The organism is Oceaniglobus sp. K40-3 (assembly GCF_055808395.1).
Window position 1 is genome coordinate 1,063,216 of sequence record NZ_CM147868.1, and the last position, 16,075, is coordinate 1,079,290.

The window sequence follows — 16,075 nt, forward strand, 5'->3', positions numbered from 1 at the left end:
CCCCCTACCCCGGGGGTATGGCGGTGATGGTCAGATCCGCGCCGAGGCTTTCAAGTTCAACACCGTCCCGGATCAGGCGCACGAGGCCCAGATAATCGCCCGCAGGCCAGCCGCCCTTTGGGCGCTTTCGGCCCACCGCACGAAAGAACTGCGCCTGCGCCTTTTCCAGCGTGACAGTCTGCGACAGGATCGGCCCATCCGGCCCGACGATTTCCAGCAAAACCTCATCATCTTTCTGTCCGCCAAAAGCAGCCGCCCAGATCACCAGCGCCGGCGCATCGCCGGACAGTGTGGCGGTGTTTGCCGTGCCTGCCCGGATGGCATCATAGGACGGGACATTGGGTGCAAACCCCGCAGCGATCAGGCCCCCGGGGCGATAGGGCGGCGTGTCTTTCCAGAGCGATTTTTCAGGGGCTTCGCCACAGAAAATGTTGCCCGTTGCGTTGAACGGATCAACGACCTTGCCGTCCTTGCGCACGGACAGGTGCAGGTGGGGGAATTCGGTTCGCCCGCTCAGCCCGGCCTGACCGATGACCGTGTCGGTGCCGACCTTCTGTCCTTTGCGCACCTTTACTGAACGACGTTTCAGGTGGCAATATTGGGTTTCCCAGCCATCACCATGGCGCAGGACAACGCCGTTGCCACATTCCTTGTCGCTGACATCGGGGGCGTTTTCGGTGTTCTGAAGCTGATCGACCATGCCATCGCGTACCCCGATCACGGTGCCGGGGGCGGCAGGATAGACATCAACGCCTTTGGTGATCGCGGCCAGATCGGGCAGGGCAAAATCGGTGCCCTTGTGGCCATCATAACTGAGCGGGCCGCAGGTGAAATCAGCCGCGCCCTTGCCTGGATCTGCATCGGTATACTGCTGAATAAAGCAGGTTTTGCCCAGAGTGCAGTCAAGTGGCAGGCTTAAAACAGGGTCTCTCGCGGCGGCGGGCGCCGCGAGAAGGATCAATGTTGCCGTCAGCAGGTAACGTGGCAAACCGGTTCAGTCCGCCGTCAGAAGCGGCGGCTTTTTCGAGGCCAGACGCCGGGTTTCGGGTGGTTCGATCCGCAGGTCGATCTTGCCATCCTTCACGCCCACCTTGACGACACCGCCCTTGGCCAGTTTGCCAAACAGCAATTCCTCGGCCAGCGGTTTCTTGATGTGTTCCTGAATCACCCGGCCAAGGGGCCGCGCGCCCATCTTGTCGTCATAGCCCCGCTCGGCCAGCCATTCGGCGGCGGGTTTGGTCAGTTCGATATGGACATTGCGATCCATCAACTGCGCCTCAAGTTGCAGCACGAACTTTTCGACCACTTGCAGGATCACCGTTTTCGGCAGGGCGCCGAAACTGATGATCGCATCCAGACGGTTGCGGAATTCGGGGGTGAACATCCGCTCGATCGCTGCGGTATCTTCGCCCTCGCGTTTGTCGCGGCCAAAACCAATGGCGGCCTTGGCCATATCGGCGGCACCCGCGTTGGAGGTCATGATCAGGATCACGTTGCGGAAATCCACCGCGCGCCCGTTGTGATCGGTCAGCTTGCCGTGGTCCATCACCTGCAACAGGATGTTGAACACATCGGGGTGCGCCTTTTCGATCTCGTCCAGCAACAGCACGCAATGGGGGTGCTGATCGACACCATCGGTCAGCATCCCGCCCTGATCAAACCCGACATAGCCCGGAGGCGCGCCGATCAGTCGCGAAACGGCGTGTTTCTCCATGTATTCCGACATGTCGAAGCGCAAAAGCTCAACCCCCAGCGTATCGGCCAGTTGTTTCGCCACCTCGGTTTTGCCCACACCGGTAGGACCGGCAAACAGATAGTTGCCAATGGGTTTTTCCGGTTCGCGCAGGCCCGCCCGGGCCAGTTTGATGGCGCTGGACAGGGCGGTGATCGCCGTATCCTGCCCGAACACCACCCGTTTGAGTGAACCTTCCAGATCGCGCAGCACCTCGGCGTCGTCCTTGCTGACGTTCTTGGGCGGAATGCGGGCGATCTTGGCGACCACCGCCTCAATCTCCTTGGTGCCGATGGTTTTGCGGCGTTTCGATTCCGCGACCAGATGTTGTGCGGCGCCCGCCTCGTCAATCACGTCGATGGCCTTGTCGGGCAATTTGCGGTCATTGATATAGCGCGCCGACAGTTCCACCGCCGTCTTGATCGCGTCGGCGGTGTATTTGATGCCGTGGTGATCTTCGAAGTATTCTTTCAGACCTTTCAGGATCTTGACCGTATCGTCGACCGAGGGTTCATTCACGTCGATCTTCTGGAACCGGCGGGACAGTGCGCGATCCTTTTCGAAATGCTGGCGGAATTCCTTATAGGTGGTTGAGCCCATGCAGCGCAGTTTGCCGCCCTGCAAGGCCGGTTTCAGCAGGTTGGACGCGTCCATCGCGCCGCCAGACGTGGCCCCGGCGCCGATCACCGTGTGAATTTCGTCGATGAACAGCACCGCGTCGGGATGCTCCTCAAGCTCGGTCACGACGGCCTTGAGCCGCTCTTCGAAATCGCCGCGATACCTTGTGCCAGCCAGAAGTGCGCCCATGTCGAGGCTGAAAATGGTGGCCGACGCCAAAACCTCGGGCGTTTCACCGCGCACGATTTTCAGGGCCAGACCTTCGGCAATCGCCGTTTTGCCGACGCCCGGATCACCCACCAGAAGGGGGTTGTTCTTGCGGCGGCGGCACAACACCTGAATGCAGCGTTCCACCTCGTGACTGCGCCCGATCAGGGGGTCCACATCGCCCTTGCGGGACTTGGTGTTTAGATCCACGCAATATTTCGCCAGCGCCGATTCCTTGCCGTCACCCTCTTCGATCTGGGTGTCTTCCCCGGCCTCTTCGGGCGCGCCGCTGACAGAGCGGGTTTCGCCAAAGGACGGATCCTTGGCCACCCCATGGGCGATGAAATTCACCGCGTCATAGCGGGTCATGTCCTGTTCCTGAAGGAAATAGGCGGCGTTGGATTCACGTTCCGCAAAGATCGCGACCAACACGTTGGCGCCGGTCACTTCGGTGCGGCCCGAAGACTGCACATGGATCGCGGCGCGCTGAATCACCCGCTGGAACGCGGCGGTTGGCACCGCTTCCGATCCTTCGACATCGGTGACGAGGGTGGACAGATCATCGTCGATGAAATCGACCAGAGTTGTTTTCAGTTCCTCGATGTCGACCGAACAGGCCTGCATCACCTTGGCGGCGTCAGGTTCGTCGGTCAGCGCCAGAAGCAGATGTTCCAGCGTGGCGAGTTCGTGTCGGCGGGCATTGGCCAGGGCCAGTGCTGAATGGATGGCTTGCTCAAGTGTCGTTGAAAATGAAGGCACCGCCGTGCTCCTTCCTGTCTTGGGTCGGCAAAGGATTCCTTTTCCGACCGTGGCCTCTTAATCTTAAAGCTTGGTTGTTTATGGCCCTGCTTCAAGGTTTTTCTTTGTCCAAGCGTTCACATTTTAACCTTGTGTGACGTTTGGCAGATGCAAGTGGCGCAGAATCGGTCACTATTTGAACCTGTCCTTTCGGGCGCGGATCTCGGCAAAGACGGCTGCGTCGCTGGCGTCTTGCATAGATAGGTACGCTTTCAGTTCTGGCAAATGGGCGCGCAGAAATGGATTGGTGGCCAGTTCCTCGGACAGCAGCGACGGCACCGTGGGCACCTGCATGGCGCGGTCACGCTGAATCGCCTCGGCGCGGGCAATCAGGGCGGCATTGTCCGGGTCCACGCTCAGGGCAAAGCGGGCGTTGGTTTCGGTGTATTCATGGCCCGAACAGATCAGGGTGTCGGGGGGCAGGGCGGCCAGTTTGCTCAGGCTGTCCCACATGGTTTCGGGGCTGCCCTCAAACAGCCGCCCGCATCCCAGCGCCATCAGGCTGTCGGCGGTAAAGGCGGCGCGGGCATCCGGCACGTGAAAGGCGATATGGCCCATGGTATGGCCAGACACGTCCAGCACATGCACGGCATGGCCCGCGAATTCGAAGGTGTCGCCGTCGCTTACCTTGCGGTCCAGCGCCGGCAAACGGTGTGCATCGGCGGTGGCGCCGGTCACCAAAGCGCCGGGATGATCGGCCAGCAGCCCGGCAAGCCCTTGGATATGGTCATCGTGGTGATGGGTGATCCAGATTTCGCTGAGCGTCCAGCCGCGCGCCAGAAGCGCCCGATGAATGGGCAGCGATTCGGGAATGTCGATCAGGGCAGTGGCCCCGGTTTCGGTATCATGGAGCAGAAACGCGTAATTGTCGGACAGGCAGGGAATGACGGCAAGATCAAGGGACATGGCGTTCTACTCTTTTGGTTCCTATGTTACCCAACACTTGCAGCAATCGGGCGTGTCGGCAATGCACCTGGACGTACTTGATCTTCGGACATTCTATTACCGCACGCGCCTTGGCCGTGCTGCACAGCGCGCTGTGCGGGGGCGGGTGTTGCACCTGTGGCCCGACGCAAAAGGACAGACCGTGGTGGGGTTCGGCTTTGCCGTGCCGTTGTTGCGCCCCTATCTGGCCGATGCGCGCCGGGTTGTCGGGCTGATGCCAGGGCCGCAAGGGGTGATGCCATGGCCTGCGGGCATGGCGAATGTTTCGGTCCTGTGCGAAGAAACCCTGTGGCCGCTGGAGCGTGAAACAGCCGATCGCCTGGTGATGATGCACGGGCTGGAAAGCAGCGAAAACCCGACATCGCTGTTGGAAGAGGCCTGGCGCGTGCTGAAACCCTCGGGGCGGGCGCTGTTCATCGTGCCGAACCGTGCGGGAATGTGGGCGCGGCGCGACCGCACGCCGTTTGGTTTTGGGCGCCCCTACAGTCTGAGCCAGCTCGAATCGCAACTGAAGCAGGCCGGGTTCAAACCCGAACGCCATGTTGCCGCGCTGTTTCAGCCCCCGTCCGAGAGGCGGTTCTGGCTGAAGGCCGGGGATTTCATGGAACGGGTCGGGCGCAAGGTGTCGGGGCATTATGCCGGTGGCATTCTTATGGTGGAAGTGAGCAAGCAGGTGCCCGCCCGCCACGGGCCGGGTCTGAAGGATTCGGTGCGCCGCCCGCTGCGGGTGCTGGATGGCCTTGCTGTGCCCGGGGTCAAACCGGTTTGAGGCCATAAAGCGGCGCTCTTACCCTATGGCATCGGGGCGCGTGGGAAAAAAACCACATACGCGGGCGGGTGCAGGGCACGCTTTGTGCGATTTATGCCGCTGATATAAAATGAAATATTGCGGATATTAGGGGGTGTCCCCGTCTTCCATCCTTCCTGTGCGGCAGGTGCCTTAGACTGTTGCGGGGGGGATACCTCTGCTACACCCACGCCGACTTTGATGACGTGTCCGTGAGGGGGCGTCTTTTCAACTGCGCTGAACACATCGTCCTGCGATGATGTTCGGGGCGTAAAGACATCGAAAGGGTGGACGTGTCCGAACCAGCTTCGATCTCCACAGGGATTGCCGGGCGTTATGCCACGGCAGTGTTTTCCCTGGCGAAGGAAGACAAGGCCTTGCCGGCCATTGAGAGTGACATTGCGGCGCTTGGCGCAGCCATGTCCGACAGCGACGATTTTCGCACGCTGATCTCGTCGCCTCTGTTCACCCGCGATCAGCAGGAGGCCGCAATCGGCGCCCTGGCTGACAAGATGGATCTGAGCGCGACAATGGCCAACACCCTGCGCCTGATGGCCAGCAAGCGGCGTCTGTTCGTGCTGCCGCAACTGCTGACGGCGCTGCGAGGGTTGATCGCTGACGAAAAAGGCGAGGTGACGGCCGATGTCACCGCCGCGACCAAGCTGACAGCGGCACAACAGAAATCCCTTGCCGAGACCCTGAAAAAGGCGGTCGGCAAAGAGGTGAATATTAATGTGGCTGTCGACCCCGAACTGATTGGCGGCCTTGTCGTCAAGGTGGGCTCGCAAATGATCGACACGTCGGTCCGCGCCAAACTGAATGCACTCCAGAACATTATGAAAGAGGTCGGATAGATGGGTATCCAAGCAGCCGAAATTTCTGCGATCCTCAAGGACCAGATCAAGAACTTCGGGCAAGACGCCGAAGTGGCCGAAGTTGGCCGCGTGTTGTCGGTTGGTGACGGTATCGCCCGGGTTCATGGCCTTGATAACGTGCAGGCCGGTGAGATGGTCGAATTCCCCGGTGGAATTCAGGGCATGGCGCTGAACCTGGAAACCGACAACGTCGGGATCGTTATTTTCGGTTCGGACCGCGACATCAAGGAAGGTGACGTTGTAAAGCGCACCAACTCGATCGTGGACGTGCCCGCCGGTGACGGCCTGCTGGGCCGGGTTGTTGACGGTCTGGGTGCCCCGATCGACGGCAAAGGCCCGATCGACGCGACCGAGCGTCGCGTGGCCGACAGCAAGGCGCCGGGCATCATCCCGCGTAAATCGGTACACGAGCCGATGGCGACCGGCATGAAGGCGATCGACGCCATGATCCCCGTTGGCCGTGGCCAGCGCGAGCTGATCATCGGTGACCGTCAGACCGGTAAAACCGCCGTGGCGCTTGACACGATCCTGAACCAGAAATCCTATAACGATGCCGCCACGGATGAGAGCCAGAAGCTCTATTGCATCTATGTCGCCATCGGCCAAAAGCGTTCGACCGTGGCGCAGTTGGTGAAGAAGCTGGAAGAAACCGGCGCCATCGAATACACGACCATCGTGGCCGCCACCGCGTCCGACCCGGCGCCGATGCAGTTCCTGGCGCCCTATGCCGCCACTGCCATGGCCGAATTTTACCGCGACAATGGCCGTCACGCGCTGATCATCTATGATGATCTGTCCAAACAGGCCGTGGCCTATCGCCAGATGTCGCTGCTGCTGCGTCGTCCGCCCGGACGTGAAGCCTATCCCGGTGACGTGTTCTATCTGCACTCTCGTTTGCTGGAGCGTTCGGCCAAGCTGAACGAAGACAACGGTGCCGGATCGCTGACCGCGTTGCCGATTATCGAAACTCAGGGTGGCGACGTTTCGGCGTTTATTCCGACCAACGTGATTTCGATCACCGACGGCCAGATCTTTCTGGAAACCGAATTGTTCTATCAGGGCATCCGCCCCGCCGTGAACACCGGTCTTTCGGTGTCGCGCGTTGGCTCATCCGCCCAGACGAACGCGATGAAATCGGTCGCTGGCCCGGTCAAGCTGGAGCTTGCCCAGTACCGTGAGATGGCGGCGTTTGCGCAGTTCGGTTCCGATCTCGACGCCTCGACCCAGCAGTTGCTGAACCGCGGCGCCCGCCTGACCGAGTTGATGAAGCAGCCCCAGTATTCGCCCCTGACAAACGCCGAAATCGTTTGCGTCATTCTGGCGGGCACAAAGGGTTATCTCGACAAGATCCCGGTCAAGGCCGTTGGTCGTTTCGAGGCGGGCCTGCTGAACCATCTGCGTTCCAAGCACAGCGAAATGCTGGATTGGATCACCGCCGAAGACCCCAAGGTAAAGGGTGATGCCGAAGACCGCATCCGCGCCGCCATCGGTGAGTTTGCCGACGACTTCGCAGCCTGAAATTCCCGGAAGGACAGTCTAGATGCCTAGCCTGAAGGACCTCAAAAACCGGATCGCGTCGGTCAAATCGACCCGCAAGATCACCAAGGCGATGCAAATGGTCGCGGCTGCAAAACTGCGCCGCGCCCAGGATGCCGCCGAGGCTGCGCGCCCCTATGCCGAACGGTTCAACGCCGTGATGTCGGGGCTGGCCCAATCGGTGCAGGGCAGCGATACCGCCCCGCGCCTTCTGGCCGGAACGGGCAGCGACCAAACCCACCTGTTGGTGGTGATGACATCGGAACGCGGATTGTGCGGCGGCTTTAACAGCTCGATCGTCAAAAAGGCGAAGGCGCGCATCCAAAAGCTGCTGGCCGAGGGCAAGACCGTCAAGATTCTGACCGTTGGCAAGAAGGGCCGCGATCAGTTGCGCCGGGATTATGGCGATTACCTTATCGGTCATGTCGACATGAGCGAGGTAAAGCGTCTGGGCTATACCAATGCTCAGGATGTCGCCAAGGATGTGCTGGGGCGGTTCGACAACGGTGAATTCGACGTCTGCACGATCTATTACAGCCAGTTCGTGAACGTGATTTCCCAGATCCCGACCGAGCAACAGATCATCCCGGCCACGTTCGAACCGGCCGAGGAAAGCACGCTTTACGATTACGAGCCCAGCGAAGAAGGCATTCTGGCCGATTTGCTGCCGCGCAACGTTGCCACGCAGATTTTTACCGCTCTGCTGGAAAACGCTGCAAGCGAACAGGGTGCGCGGATGTCTGCGATGGACAACGCCACGCGCAACGCAGGCGAGATGATCGACAAGCTGACCATCGAATTCAACCGCTCGCGTCAGGCCGTGATTACCAACGAGCTGATCGAAATTATTTCGGGCGCGGAAGCGCTCTAAGACGAACCGGAGACAAAAAATGGCAAACGCTAAAGGCAAGGTTACCCAGGTCATCGGCGCCGTCGTGGACGTGCACTTTGACGGTGACCTTCCGCAAATTTTGAACGCCCTTGAAACCGAGAACAACGGCAAGCGTCTGGTGCTGGAAGTGGCCCAGCATTTGGGCGAAAGCACCGTGCGCACCATTGCCATGGACGGCACCGAGGGCCTTGTGCGGGGCGCCGCCGTGTCGGACACCGGTGGCCCGATCACCGTGCCCGTGGGCAGCGGCACCCTGGGCCGTATCCTGAACGTCATCGGCGAGCCGGTAGACGAAGGCGGACCCGTCACCACCGACGAAAAACGCCCGATCCACCAGCCCGCGCCCGATTTCGCCGCGCAGTCGACCAGCTCGGAAATCCTCGTAACGGGGATCAAGGTCATCGACCTTCTGGCGCCTTACGCCAAGGGTGGTAAGATCGGCCTGTTCGGCGGTGCCGGTGTGGGCAAGACAGTTCTGATCATGGAACTGATCAACAACATCGCCAAGGTGCACAGCGGATTTTCCGTGTTCGCCGGTGTGGGGGAACGGACCCGCGAGGGTAACGATCTGTACCATGAGATGATCGAATCCGGTGTTATCGTTCCGGACAACCTGCCCGAATCCAAGGTGGCGCTGGTCTATGGCCAGATGAACGAGCCTCCGGGTGCGCGTATGCGTGTTGCCCTGTCTGGCCTGACCCTGGCCGAGCAGTTCCGCGATCAGTCGGGCACTGACGTGTTGTTCTTTGTCGACAACATCTTCCGCTTTACCCAGGCGGGTTCCGAGGTTTCGGCGCTTCTGGGTCGTATCCCTTCTGCCGTTGGTTATCAGCCGACGCTGGCCACCGACATGGGCCAGTTGCAGGAACGTATCACCTCGACCAAGGCCGGTTCGATCACTTCGGTTCAGGCGATCTATGTGCCTGCGGATGACCTTACCGACCCGGCACCGGCAACCTCCTTTGCCCACCTCGACGCCACCACCAACCTCAGCCGTGCGATTTCGGAGCTGGGCATCTACCCGGCCGTTGACCCGCTTGATTCTACCTCGCGTTTGATGGATCCGGTGGTTCTGGGCGAAGAGCACTATCAGGTGGCCCGTGACGTTCAGGGTATCCTTCAGCGTTACAAATCGTTGCAGGACATCATCGCCATCCTCGGGATGGACGAACTGAGCGAAGAAGACAAACTGACCGTGACGCGCGCCCGCAAGATCCAGCGTTTCCTCAGCCAGCCGTTCGACGTGGCACAGGTGTTTACCGGTTCGCCGGGCATTCAGGTGCCGCTGGAAGAAACCATCGCGTCGTTCAAGGCGGTTGTCGCCGGCGAATACGATCACCTTCCCGAAGGTGCCTTCTATATGGTTGGCGGCATCGAGGATGTGAAAGCCAAGGCGCAAAAGATGGCTGCCGACGCCGCGTGATGATCTTTCGGCGCGCCCCTTTTTCGGGGCGTGCCGGTCAAGTACCGTAAGGAGCCGACATGGCCGAAACGATGCAATTCAACCTGGTCAGCCCGGAACGCAGCCTGGCTGCGGTGCAGGTGACCGAGGTTCAGATTCCGGGCACCGAAGGCGATATGACGGCGATGCCGTCCCATGCGCCCACGATCACAACCCTGCGCCCGGGCCTGTTGCGGGCCTCTGGCCCCGACGGGGTGAACGAATATGTCGTCACCGGCGGCTTTGCCGAGATCGGTGCCGATGGGGTGACGGTTCTGGCCGAACGTGCCATGCCCCGGGGGGATGTCACTCAAGAGCATATGGACGAAATGGTGCAAGAGGCGGTCGACGCCCACGAAACCGCCAAGGCCACGTTCCAGAACGAACCCGGCCCCGTTGATGACGCGGCCAAGCTGTTGGCAGATATGGTTGCCATGGGCACTCATATCGGATTGTCGACCAAGTAAACGTCGCTCTGATCCGACAAGTGATAAGCAGGATAAGGCCCCCGGATATCCGTGGGGCCTTTGTTGTTTGTACGGCGTGGTTTGCCAATTATGTCAACTGGGAGAAGCAACAATGCGGCGGATAGATGCGCGGGTTCTTGGAGTGCAGCAGGGCACGGTCCTGTTGTTTGCCGATTACAAGGACAACGGCCAGATGTGGTCGGGGCAGGGCGAACGTGAATTGCAGCGCGAGGTCCGGTTCGGCGAAGCGTTTCGTGATGCGCCGGTGATTCAGGTGTCGATGTCCATGTGGGACATGGACCAGACAACCAATCCCCGTGCCGATCTGTCGTTCAACCGGGTCACACCAGAGGGGTTCTGGATGGTGTTTCGCACCTGGGGCGACACCCGCATCGCCCGGGTGCGTGCCGATTGGACAGCCATGGGCGCCGCCGTCGACGAAGACGACTGGGAGCTGTACTGATCGCGGGTTGTTTAACCCAATTCGGCCAGCGGTATCATCGGAAAGAATTCGCCCCCCGACCAAAGGCCAAACCAATCGGCCCCTTTATGGTGCGATGCCTCGCCCAGATCGACCAGCCGGTAAAAACTCTTGCGGTCGATCAGCGCCTCCATGCCGGCGCGCACCATGACATAGGGCGAAGGCTCGCCTGTTGTCGCGTCGCGGATCACACGGATCGGGTGGTCGGCGTCGGCGGTGGTGATGTCGCCCACATTGGTTTCAAAACGGATACTCTGGTCGCGCCCTGTGCCGGTGACGTTGAAATCAACGGCGACGAAGGGCGCATCCTCAACGGTGATCCCCACCTTTTCGACCGGGGTGACAAGAAAATAATTGTCGCCCTCACGTTTCAGAACCGTGGAAAACAGCCGAACCAACCGTTTGCGTCCGATGGGGGTGCCAAGGTAGAACCATGTTCCATCCCGCGCGATGCGGATATCCAGATCGCCACAGAAAGGCGGATTCCACAGATGAACCGGCGGCAATCCGCCTTTGGATGCGGCACGCGCGCTGGCAGCGATGCCTTCGGCACTGGGTTTCACGATGTTTTGTCCCCTCATTGCTTTTGCCATTTGTCGCCGTCACGATAGGTCTATCTAATAGCAACATAGTCATTAACGGAGAGATGTCATGGCCGAGGCCGACACGCTGATCGCTGAGATCGAGACATTGGGCGAAAAGCTGAGCCATGCCAAGGACAGCATCACCCGCCGCTTTATCGGTCAGGGGCAGGTTGTCGATCTGGTTTTGTCGGCGCTGCTGTGTGGCGGCCACGGGTTGCTGATCGGGTTGCCGGGTCTGGGCAAGACGCGGCTGGTCGATACCCTGTCCACGGTCATGGGGCTGGATGGCGCGCGGGTGCAATTCACCCCCGATCTGATGCCCGCCGATATTCTGGGGTCCGAGGTGCTGGAAACTGCACAGGACGGCAGCCGGGCCTTTCGGTTCATTCAGGGACCGGTGTTTTGTCAGCTTTTGCTGGCCGATGAAATCAACCGGGCCAGCCCCCGTACCCAATCGGCCCTGCTTCAGGCGATGCAGGAAAAAACCGTGACCATCGCCGGTCAGCCCCACGCCCTGAGCCTGCCTTTCCATGTTCTGGCCACCCAGAACCCGATCGAGCAGGAAGGAACATACCCCCTGCCCGAAGCACAGCTTGACCGGTTTCTGGTGCAGATTGACGTGCCTTACCCAGACCGCGCGACCGAGCGTGACATCCTGATCGCCACCACGGGCGTGCAAGAGGACGAATCGGTCAACGTGTTTTCCGCCGCCGAACTGTTGGCCGCGCAAACCCTGCTGCGGCGGATGCCGGTGGGCGATACGGTGGTCGAGGCGATTCTCGATCTGGTGCGCGCCTGCCGCCCCGAAGATGCCAGCGCGCCGGATGCGGTGCGCGGCGCTGTGGGCTGGGGGCCGGGGCCACGGGCGGCACAGGCTTTGATGCTGACGGTGCGCGCGCGGGCCTTGCTGGATGGCCGGTTGGCGCCCTCTGTCGACGATGTGGCGGCCATGGCGATACCGGTTCTGTCGCACCGTATGGCGCTGACCTTTGCGGCGCGGGCGCGGGGTGAAAACCTGGCACAGGTGATTGCAACCGTGGTGGCCCATGTCACCCGTGTCGAGGCCGCTGCGTGAGCCACGCCGCCGAACTCCGCGCCTCTGCCGAAGGGCTGGCTGCACCGCTGCCGCCCCTGCTGGCGGATGCGCAACATCTGGCGCAGTCGGTGATGCTGGGGGCGCACGGGCGTCGGCGGGCCGGGGCGGGCGATGAATTCTGGCAATACCGCCCCGCCATGCCGGGGGACGAGGCGCGCTCGGTTGATTGGCGCCGCTCGGGGCGCAGCGATGCCCATTACGTGCAGGAAAAGGAATGGCAGGCGGCACAATCCGTGCTTCTTTGGGTCGATAATGCCCGCAGCATGGGGTTTTCCTCGGACAAGGGGCTGGCGACCAAGGCATCGCGGGCGCGATTGTTGGCCATGGCGCTGGCAATTCTGCTCGTGCGGGGCGGCGAACGTGTAGGCCTGTCGGGTGTTGGCCTGCCGCCGCGCTCGGGGGCGGTGCAATTGTTGCGACTGGCGGCGGCGCTGTCTGATGACGCGGACACCCCCGATTACGGTGCCCCCGAGGTGCGGGGGATACTGCCCCGTTCGCGCGCTCTGTTCGTGTCGGATTTTCTGGGCGATCCCGCGCCGGTGACAGCGGCCCTGACCGAAGCGGCGGTTCGCGGCGTGAAGGGCGTGATTTTGCAAGTGCTGGACCCCCAGGAAGAGGCGTTTCCTTTTGACGGGCGCACGATTTTCGAATCCATGGGCGGTTCCGTCCGCCACGAAACCCTGAAAGCCGGCGATCTGCGCGCCCGGTATCTTGACCGGCTGGCGGCGCGCAAGGCGCTGTTGGGCGATCTGGCCCGCGCAACCGGTTGGCAATATCATTGCCATCACACGGGCCAAAGCGCGGCCTCGGCCCTGTTGTGGTTGTTTGGCGCGTTGGAGCATGACCACTGATGTTCACCCTTTCCGGCATAGGTTTCACGGCGCCCTGGCTGTTGCTGGGCCTTGTGGCGCTGCCCATTCTCTGGCTGTTGTTGCGCGCTGTGCCCCCGGCACCGATCCGGCGGCGGTTTCCCGGTGTGGCGCTGTTGCTGGGCCTCAGGGATGACGATCAGCAAAGCGATAAAACCCCGTGGTGGCTGTTGCTGCTGCGGATGCTGGCGGTGGCGGCGGTGATCGTTGGGTTCGCCGGGCCGGTGCTGAACCCCGATGACCGGGTGCCGGGCACCGGGCCGATGCTGATCGTGGTTGATGGCACATGGGCCGACGCCCGCGACTGGCCCCGCCGGATCGACCGGATCGCCGGTGCGCTGGATGAGGCGGGGCGCGATGGGCGCACCGTGGCCGTGGTGTCGCTGACCGATCTGCCTGCCGAGGGGGGCGATCTGCCGTTTCAATCCGCCGATGCCTGGGCCAATCGCCTGCCCAGCCTTGAGCCGCACCCTTGGGGCGTTGACGGCGCGGCAGTGTCGAAATGGGCCGATACGCTGAGCGGGCAGTTTGAAACCCTTTGGCTGTCGGATGGGTTGGATCACCCTTGGCGCGGTGATGTTTTGCAAAACCTTGAGGCACGCGGCCCCCTGCGGGTGTTCGAAAGCCCGCGCCCGGTTCTGGCCCTTGCGCCCGCCCGGTTCGGGGATGGCGCGATCACCCTGTCGGCCTTGCGCGCCACGCCGGGGCAGGCGCAATCGGTGGATGTGAGCGGTTTCGGCCTTGATCCGAACGGGGTCGAACGGGAACTGGCCCGGGCGACCATGACGTTCGCCAATGGTGAAACAGGGGCCGAGTTGGCCCTGTCGCTGCCGCCTGAATTGCGCAACCGGATTACGCGGTTTCAACTGGATGGCGTGCGGTCCGCCGGGGCGGTCAGCCTGACGGATGACGGGCTGAAACGGCGCGAGGTGGCCCTGATTGCCGGGCGCGATGACCGCGAGGCGCTGCAACTTTTGTCGCCCACCCATTATCTGGAACAGGCGTTGAAACCCACCGCCGATCTGATCGACGGGTCGCTGGATGATGTCCTTTTGGCCAATCCCGATGTGATCGTTCTGGCCGATGTGGCCACCGTCACGGATGATGAGGCGACGGCGATCGAGGCATGGATCAAGGAGGGCGGTCTGCTGCTGCGCTTTGCCGGGCCGCGGCTTGCGGCCAGTGACATCAGCCGCGAGACTGAGGATCCGCTGATGCCCGTGCGCCTGCGCGCTGGTGGCCGCAGCGTGGGCGGCGCCATGAGCTGGGGCGAACCGAAAGGCCTGCGTGCCTTTGGCGAGGGATCGCCGTTCTTTGGCCTGCCGGTGCCAAAGGATGTGACGGTGAACGCCCAGGTCATGGCGCAGCCCGACCCCGATCTGGCGGGGCGGGTGATTGCCGCGCTGGCCGATGGCACGCCGCTGGTCACCCGCAAACGGATTGGGCAGGGGCAGGTGGTGCTGTTTCATGTGACGGCAAACGCCGAATGGTCCACCCTGCCGCTGTCGGGCCTGTTTGTTCAGATGTTGGAGCGGCTGGCCGTATCCACCCGCCCCGCGCGCCCCACCGCCGAGGATCTTGAAGGCACCACATGGACGCCCGATGTGGTGTTGAATGCCTTTGGTCAGCCGGGTGATGCCGGCACCTTGCCCGGCATTGACGGGGCCGCGCTGGCCGCTGCCGTGCCATCGGCGCAAACGCCGCCCGGGCTTTATGCCGGGGATGATCGGCGGATCGCGCTGAATGTGATTTCAGATGAAACCACGCTGGCCCCCACCATCTGGCCGCCGCGTATCCCGGTTGAGGGGCTGGCCGTGGCGCGGGAAACTGCCCTGCAGGGGCCGCTTTTGTCGGCGGCGCTGGGGCTTTTGGTGCTGGATGTTCTGGCGTCGCTGTGGATTGCCGGGCGGCTGATCGGGGCGCGGGCCGCTGTGGTGGTTCTGACGCTGCTGGTTTTGGCACCGCAAAGCGGCTGGGCGCTGGAAAAGAACGACGCTTTCGCCCTGCGTGCCACCTCCGAGGTGGTTCTGGCCCATGTGATTACCGGCAACCCCGAGGTCGACAGGGTGGCACAGGCCGGGCTGTTGGGCCTGTCCAGAACTCTGAGCGCGCGCACCTCGATTGAACCGGCTGACCCGATTGCCGTGAACCTTGAAACCGATGAACTGGCATTTTTTCCGTTCCTTTACTGGCCCGTGACCCCCGATCAACCCCTGCCCAGCCAAGAGGCCTATGCGCGGTTGAACACCTATCTGCGCACGGGCGGGATGATCATGTTTGACACCCGCGATGCCGATGTTGCCCGGTTTGGCGGTGGGTCGCAAAACGGGCGCAAGCTGCAACAACTGGCCCGGGCGCTGGACGTGCCGCCGCTGGAGCCGATCCCAAGTGACCATGTGCTGACGCGCACCTTTTATCTGTTGCAGGATTTTCCGGGGCGTTTTGACAGCCGCGATGTCTGGGTCGAGGCGGCGCCCGCCGATGCCAAGACGGTGGACGGGATGCCGTTTCGCAACCTCAACGATAACGTGACGCCGGTGGTGATCGGCGGCAACGATTGGGCGGCGGCCTGGGCGGTTGATGAACGGGGTAATGCGATGTTTCCCGTCGGGCGCGGTTATGCCGGGGAACGGCAGCGCGAAATTGCCATGCGGTTTGGCGTGAACCTGATCATGCATGTGCTGACGGGGAATTATAAATCGGATCAGGTGCATGTGCCTGCTCTTCTGGATCGGTTGGGGCAATGA

14 protein-coding genes are annotated in these 16,075 nt (G+C 61.9%); 10 read left to right on the forward strand and 4 right to left on the reverse strand.

Annotated elements, in window-relative coordinates:
* Nucleotides 1–4: 4 nt before the first annotated feature.
* The 3 genes from AC0L7P_RS05460 to gloB all read right to left on the reverse strand — a co-directional run bounded on the left by AC0L7P_RS05460 (nt 5) and on the right by gloB (nt 4,261).
* Nucleotides 5–988, reverse strand: coding sequence for a M23 family metallopeptidase (locus AC0L7P_RS05460; protein WP_473434811.1), 984 nt, complete (start codon nt 986–988; stop codon nt 5–7).
* 6 nt (nt 989–994) lie between these two features.
* Nucleotides 995–3,316, reverse strand: a complete 2,322-nt coding sequence (gene clpA / locus AC0L7P_RS05465; protein WP_473434812.1) for an ATP-dependent Clp protease ATP-binding subunit ClpA — start codon at nt 3,314–3,316, stop codon at nt 995–997.
* A gap of 171 nt (nt 3,317–3,487) precedes the next feature.
* Complete coding sequence (gene gloB / locus AC0L7P_RS05470) at nt 3,488–4,261, reverse strand: hydroxyacylglutathione hydrolase (RefSeq protein ID WP_473434813.1); 774 nt, start codon at nt 4,259–4,261, stop codon at nt 3,488–3,490.
* Nucleotides 4,262–4,322: 61 nt separating this feature from the next.
* On the opposite strand from gloB, the gene AC0L7P_RS05475 reads away from it, so the two are divergent.
* The 7 genes from AC0L7P_RS05475 to AC0L7P_RS05505 all read left to right on the forward strand — a co-directional run bounded on the left by AC0L7P_RS05475 (nt 4,323) and on the right by AC0L7P_RS05505 (nt 10,761).
* On the forward strand, nt 4,323–5,069 hold the full coding sequence (locus AC0L7P_RS05475) for a class I SAM-dependent methyltransferase (protein WP_473434814.1): 747 nt from the start codon (nt 4,323–4,325) through the stop codon (nt 5,067–5,069).
* 311 nt (nt 5,070–5,380) lie between these two features.
* Nucleotides 5,381–5,941, forward strand: a complete 561-nt coding sequence (locus tag AC0L7P_RS05480) for a F0F1 ATP synthase subunit delta (RefSeq protein WP_473434815.1) — start codon at nt 5,381–5,383, stop codon at nt 5,939–5,941.
* Nucleotides 5,942–7,480: a F0F1 ATP synthase subunit alpha gene (atpA, locus tag AC0L7P_RS05485; RefSeq protein WP_473434816.1), complete on the forward strand. Its 1,539-nt coding sequence runs from the start codon at nt 5,942–5,944 to the stop codon at nt 7,478–7,480.
* A gap of 22 nt (nt 7,481–7,502) precedes the next feature.
* Nucleotides 7,503–8,369 carry a F0F1 ATP synthase subunit gamma gene (locus tag AC0L7P_RS05490; RefSeq protein ID WP_473434817.1) on the forward strand — a complete coding sequence of 289 codons (867 nt, stop codon included), beginning with the start codon at nt 7,503–7,505 and terminating at the stop codon, nt 8,367–8,369.
* Nucleotides 8,370–8,388: 19 nt separating this feature from the next.
* Nucleotides 8,389–9,813, forward strand: a complete 1,425-nt coding sequence (gene atpD / locus AC0L7P_RS05495) for a F0F1 ATP synthase subunit beta (protein ID WP_473434818.1) — start codon at nt 8,389–8,391, stop codon at nt 9,811–9,813.
* Nucleotides 9,814–9,872: 59 nt separating this feature from the next.
* Nucleotides 9,873–10,298 carry a F0F1 ATP synthase subunit epsilon gene (locus AC0L7P_RS05500; RefSeq protein ID WP_473434819.1) on the forward strand — a complete coding sequence of 142 codons (426 nt, stop codon included), beginning with the start codon at nt 9,873–9,875 and terminating at the stop codon, nt 10,296–10,298.
* Between the two features lie 112 nt (nt 10,299–10,410).
* Entirely contained in the window at nt 10,411–10,761 is a 351-nt protein-coding gene (locus AC0L7P_RS05505; protein WP_473434820.1) for an H-type lectin domain-containing protein, read from the forward strand.
* Nucleotides 10,762–10,772: 11 nt separating this feature from the next.
* Here AC0L7P_RS05505 and AC0L7P_RS05510 read toward each other — a convergent pair whose 3' ends face one another.
* Nucleotides 10,773–11,360 carry a DUF1285 domain-containing protein gene (locus tag AC0L7P_RS05510; RefSeq protein ID WP_473434821.1) on the reverse strand — a complete coding sequence of 196 codons (588 nt, stop codon included), beginning with the start codon at nt 11,358–11,360 and terminating at the stop codon, nt 10,773–10,775.
* Nucleotides 11,361–11,430: 70 nt separating this feature from the next.
* On the opposite strand from AC0L7P_RS05510, the gene AC0L7P_RS05515 reads away from it, so the two are divergent.
* The 3 genes from AC0L7P_RS05515 to AC0L7P_RS05525 are packed head-to-tail and all read left to right on the forward strand — an operon-like array spanning nt 11,431 to nt 16,075.
* Nucleotides 11,431–12,438, forward strand: coding sequence for an AAA family ATPase (locus tag AC0L7P_RS05515; RefSeq protein WP_473434822.1), 1,008 nt, complete (start codon nt 11,431–11,433; stop codon nt 12,436–12,438).
* The gene (locus AC0L7P_RS05520) at nt 12,435–13,310 is read left to right on the forward strand and encodes a DUF58 domain-containing protein (protein WP_473434823.1); all 876 of its coding nucleotides are present in this window, start codon (nt 12,435–12,437) and stop codon (nt 13,308–13,310) included. Before AC0L7P_RS05515 ends, AC0L7P_RS05520 begins: the two co-directional genes overlap by 4 nt.
* Nucleotides 13,310–16,075: a DUF4159 domain-containing protein gene (locus tag AC0L7P_RS05525; RefSeq protein ID WP_473434824.1), complete on the forward strand. Its 2,766-nt coding sequence runs from the start codon at nt 13,310–13,312 to the stop codon at nt 16,073–16,075. Before AC0L7P_RS05520 ends, AC0L7P_RS05525 begins: the two co-directional genes overlap by 1 nt.